Here is a 3,347-nt window from a genome sequence, read left to right as displayed (position 1 = left end):
GATTCAATGACACCTGCTCCATGCATAGGGTACACAATCTTATCTCCTAAATTATACATTCAAATACCTCCAAAGAATAGTATACCACATAATGATATTATTTGCAATTAATTAGTTTATCATTAGGAAAAGCGTTTGTCAACAATAAATTTATTTTTTGAAAAATAATAATGAAACAAAGAGTTAAATTAGATTTTTTTATTTCTTATTAGTAGTATATTGGCACAATTTTTCAGGATCTAGTAGTTTAACACCATTTGTTTCTCTTAAGAGGATTCCTTCAGATTCTAATTCTGTCAGTATATTTCTAAAATATCTTGGTGTTATACCGAAAAATGCTGAAAGTTCCTTGAAAATTATTGGCAGGACTCTTTGTTCATTCTTGACAAATTCATCATAGAAGTAACTGGCAATTTGATTTTTTATAGGGTATAAAAGTGTTTTTGAATATTTCAGAGAGGTACTCTTCATTTTACTGGCCATATTTTCACATATGAACTTGTAAAAATCCACATTGAGGCCGAAATATTTATCGATAAATTTAACGGGAATAGACAAGGTTACACAAGGTAAAATGGTTCTAACATTATGATAATACTGGTCCTTTGAGAAAAATTCAATGTCACCGATGACATCCTTTGGTAAGATGAAATCAAGCAAAGCAATTTTCCCTTCTTCTGATGTTGGAGAAACACGACATTTTCCTTTTACCAATATATGAAGATAATTGACGGGAGTTGATTCTTCCACAATGAGCTGATCTGTATCAAAGTAATTAAGCTGTAAAATATCGATGGAGCTTTCAGGAAGAATATTTTCCAGGTTGTATAATCTAATATACTCTTTCAATTTCTTTCTTTCATCTGATTCCTTCATTTTAAACTCCTTGTTTTTTATGTTTCTATTTCCATTATACATTATATAAGAAGTAAACTGATGTAAAGGTGCTCTCAACAGGGGGGATTTATTTCCTTTAATAAAAATACGGTTTTGATATAATTAAGTAATATAAACAAATATGATTTTATGGAAAGAGGTAATAGAATGGAAGCCAATATTAAAGATATTATTGAAATTGTAAAAAGTGAAGCAATGACAACTCAACAGAAAATAGTAGGCCTTGGCAATATAGCCGAAAGACTCATATCACCAATAGAAATTCTTGGATATACAAAAGAAGAGATGACTTATGTTAACAACCAGATGATTTGTGACTTGAATGAAGGTTACGCTCTCTATCGTCCAAGGTATGTAGTGCCTGATTACGATGTTTTTATAGAAAATGGATGTAAATTTCTTGAACTTGAGCCTCCAAAAGACTTAGATGAATGTCTTGACGGGCTTTTGATTCTTTACAGCCATGTACCATCAATAACTTCTTTCCCTGTTTTTATTGGTCATCTTGATAGACTTATGGAGCCATTTATGACTGATGAAGCTTCCGACTATATAAAAATCAAACGATTCTTAAACCATATTGACAAGAGTATTACTGATTCATTTTGCCATGCAGACATTGGTCCATATGAAACAACTGCAGGGAGATTGATCTTAAAAGCGGTTGTTGAGCTTGAAAATCCAACTCCAAATATGACTATTAAATATGATAAGGAAAAGACTTCCAGGGCTTTTGCCGAGATGGCTGCTAAATCATGCCTTCAGGTATCAAAGCCTTCATTCTCCAATGATGTATCTTACAATAGGGACGTTGGCAGCCACGCAATATGCAGTTGTTATAATGCATTGCCTATAGGTGGAGGAGCATTTACATTGATGCGTCTTCGTCTTGGAACAATTGCAAGAGCTTCAGATAGTCTTGATTCATTGCTAAATGAATTTTTACCTAAAGTATCAAGGCTGATGCTGTCAATGATTGATAAAAGAAACACATTTATTGTTGAAGAGTCAAACTTCTTTGAGTCTAGTTTTTTAGAGTCAGAGGGATTTATTAGTAAAAACAATTTCACTTCAATGTTTGCCATAGTTGGACTGGCAGATGCAGTAAATGAAATTTTAAGGATTGAAAATTTAGATGAAACTTTTGGTTCTTCCAAAAGAGGTGATGAAATAGGTCATCTGATCATGGAAACCATTGAGGAAATAGTATCGAATCATAAAGGTAAATATGTTAGTAGAACCAATGATTCATATCTCTTGCATGCCCAGGTTGGTGCAAATCTTCATGAAGAAGATGAAAATAATACACCTGCTCACAGAATAAGAGTGGGAGAAGAACCTACTTTGGTTGAACATTTGAAACAGTCAGCATCTTTCCATAAATACTTCCCCTCAGGAACAGGAGACTTGTATGCATTCGATCAAACTTGGCTTGAACATCCTGATGCACTCATTGATATAATTGATGGTGCATTTGCAAGCGGCTACCGTTATATTACAAACTATATGAAAAATACAGACTTGATACGTGTTACGGGTTATCTTGTTAAAAAGAGCGAGGTTGAAAAACTTAGAAACAATAAGGCTGTTCTTAGGGATACTGCTGTGTTTGGAATGGGAACTAATGATACCAGCAGAGTTTTTGATAGAAAGTTGAGAAAGTAGGTAGAATATGAAAATGCCAGTGCACAGAATTATCCCATTTTCAAATGTCGAGGGTCTTGGTAATAGAACTTCAATATTTGTCCAGGGATGTAACGCAAATTGTCTCTACTGTCACAATTCGGAAACCATACCTATGACATGCGAAAATTCAAAGTTATATACAGTTGATGAACTAATAGGTTTGGTAAAGGAAAACATGCCCTTTATTCGCGGAATAACTGTTTCAGGAGGGGAAGCTACCATATATCATGATTTTTTGAAGGAGCTGTTTGAAAAGGTTCATGAACTTGGTCTTACCTGCTATATTGATACCAATGGTTTTTATGATAGACAGATCATAAAGGATTTGATAGGGGAAACCGATAAATTTCTTTTTGACATCAAGGGAATTGGAAGATCTTTGAAAACCTTGTGTTTTTCAGATTTTATGAATGAAAAAAACAGTACTGCAAAAAATTACCTGGAGAGATTTTGCATCGATGGTGAACACTTTAGCAATCTTGAAGAATTAATCAAGTTGAATAAAGTTGAAGAGGTACGCCTAGTTTATATAAAAGGCTATTATGATGAAAAAGATGTAATAAGAGAAATTAAAAAAAGAATAATAGGGCATCCTGAAATAGCATTAAAACTGATTCGAGTCCATGGAAGAGGTCTGCCAAAAGAGCGTGTAATGAAACTTAAAGGATGTATACCCAGCAAGTCGGAATTGGATAGTTTCGCTGAATTTGCCAGAGCCGAAGGACTTGTCAATATCCAAAAGATATATTAATTGACATTTGCAG

4 protein-coding genes are annotated in these 3,347 nt (G+C 33.6%); 2 read left to right on the top strand and 2 right to left on the bottom strand.

Annotation, left to right across the window (positions count from 1 at the left end; all coding sequences use genetic code 11):
• Together AC3AX0_RS09755 and AC3AX0_RS09750 are read right to left on the bottom strand one after the other, a co-directional pair.
• The coding region (locus AC3AX0_RS09755; protein WP_487550100.1) for a CarD family transcriptional regulator at positions 1-59 on the bottom strand (59 nt) is incomplete at its 3' end.
• Between the two features lie 139 nt (positions 60-198).
• Positions 199-876, bottom strand: a complete 678-nt coding sequence (locus AC3AX0_RS09750) for a Crp/Fnr family transcriptional regulator (protein WP_487550099.1) — start codon at positions 874-876, stop codon at positions 199-201.
• A gap of 168 nt (positions 877-1,044) precedes the next feature.
• On the opposite strand from AC3AX0_RS09750, the gene AC3AX0_RS09745 reads away from it, so the two are divergent.
• Positions 1,045-2,562 carry a YjjI family glycine radical enzyme gene (locus AC3AX0_RS09745; protein WP_487550098.1) on the top strand — a complete coding sequence of 506 codons (1,518 nt, stop codon included), beginning with the start codon at positions 1,045-1,047 and terminating at the stop codon, positions 2,560-2,562.
• 7 nt (positions 2,563-2,569) lie between these two features.
• A complete protein-coding gene (locus AC3AX0_RS09740) occupies positions 2,570-3,334 on the top strand; it encodes a radical SAM protein (RefSeq protein ID WP_487550097.1) in 765 nt (254 codons plus the stop codon).
• Positions 3,335-3,347: the final 13 nt, after the last annotated feature.

The sequence above is a fragment of the Dethiosulfatibacter sp. genome (genome assembly GCF_983023055.1).
The sequence above is the reverse complement of the archived record's forward strand: the minus strand, read 5'-3'. Positions and strand labels throughout refer to the sequence as shown.

Excerpts from the sequence above, each read along its gene's own strand:
- AC3AX0_RS09750 (WP_487550099.1), bottom strand. The coding sequence starts at position 876 with ATGAAGGAATCAGATGAAAGAAAGAAATTGAAAGAGTATATTAGATTA.
- AC3AX0_RS09740 (WP_487550097.1), top strand. The coding sequence starts at position 2,570 with ATGAAAATGCCAGTGCACAGAATTATCCCATTTTCAAATGTCGAGGGT.
- AC3AX0_RS09745 (WP_487550098.1), top strand. The coding sequence starts at position 1,045 with ATGGAAGCCAATATTAAAGATATTATTGAAATTGTAAAAAGTGAAGCA.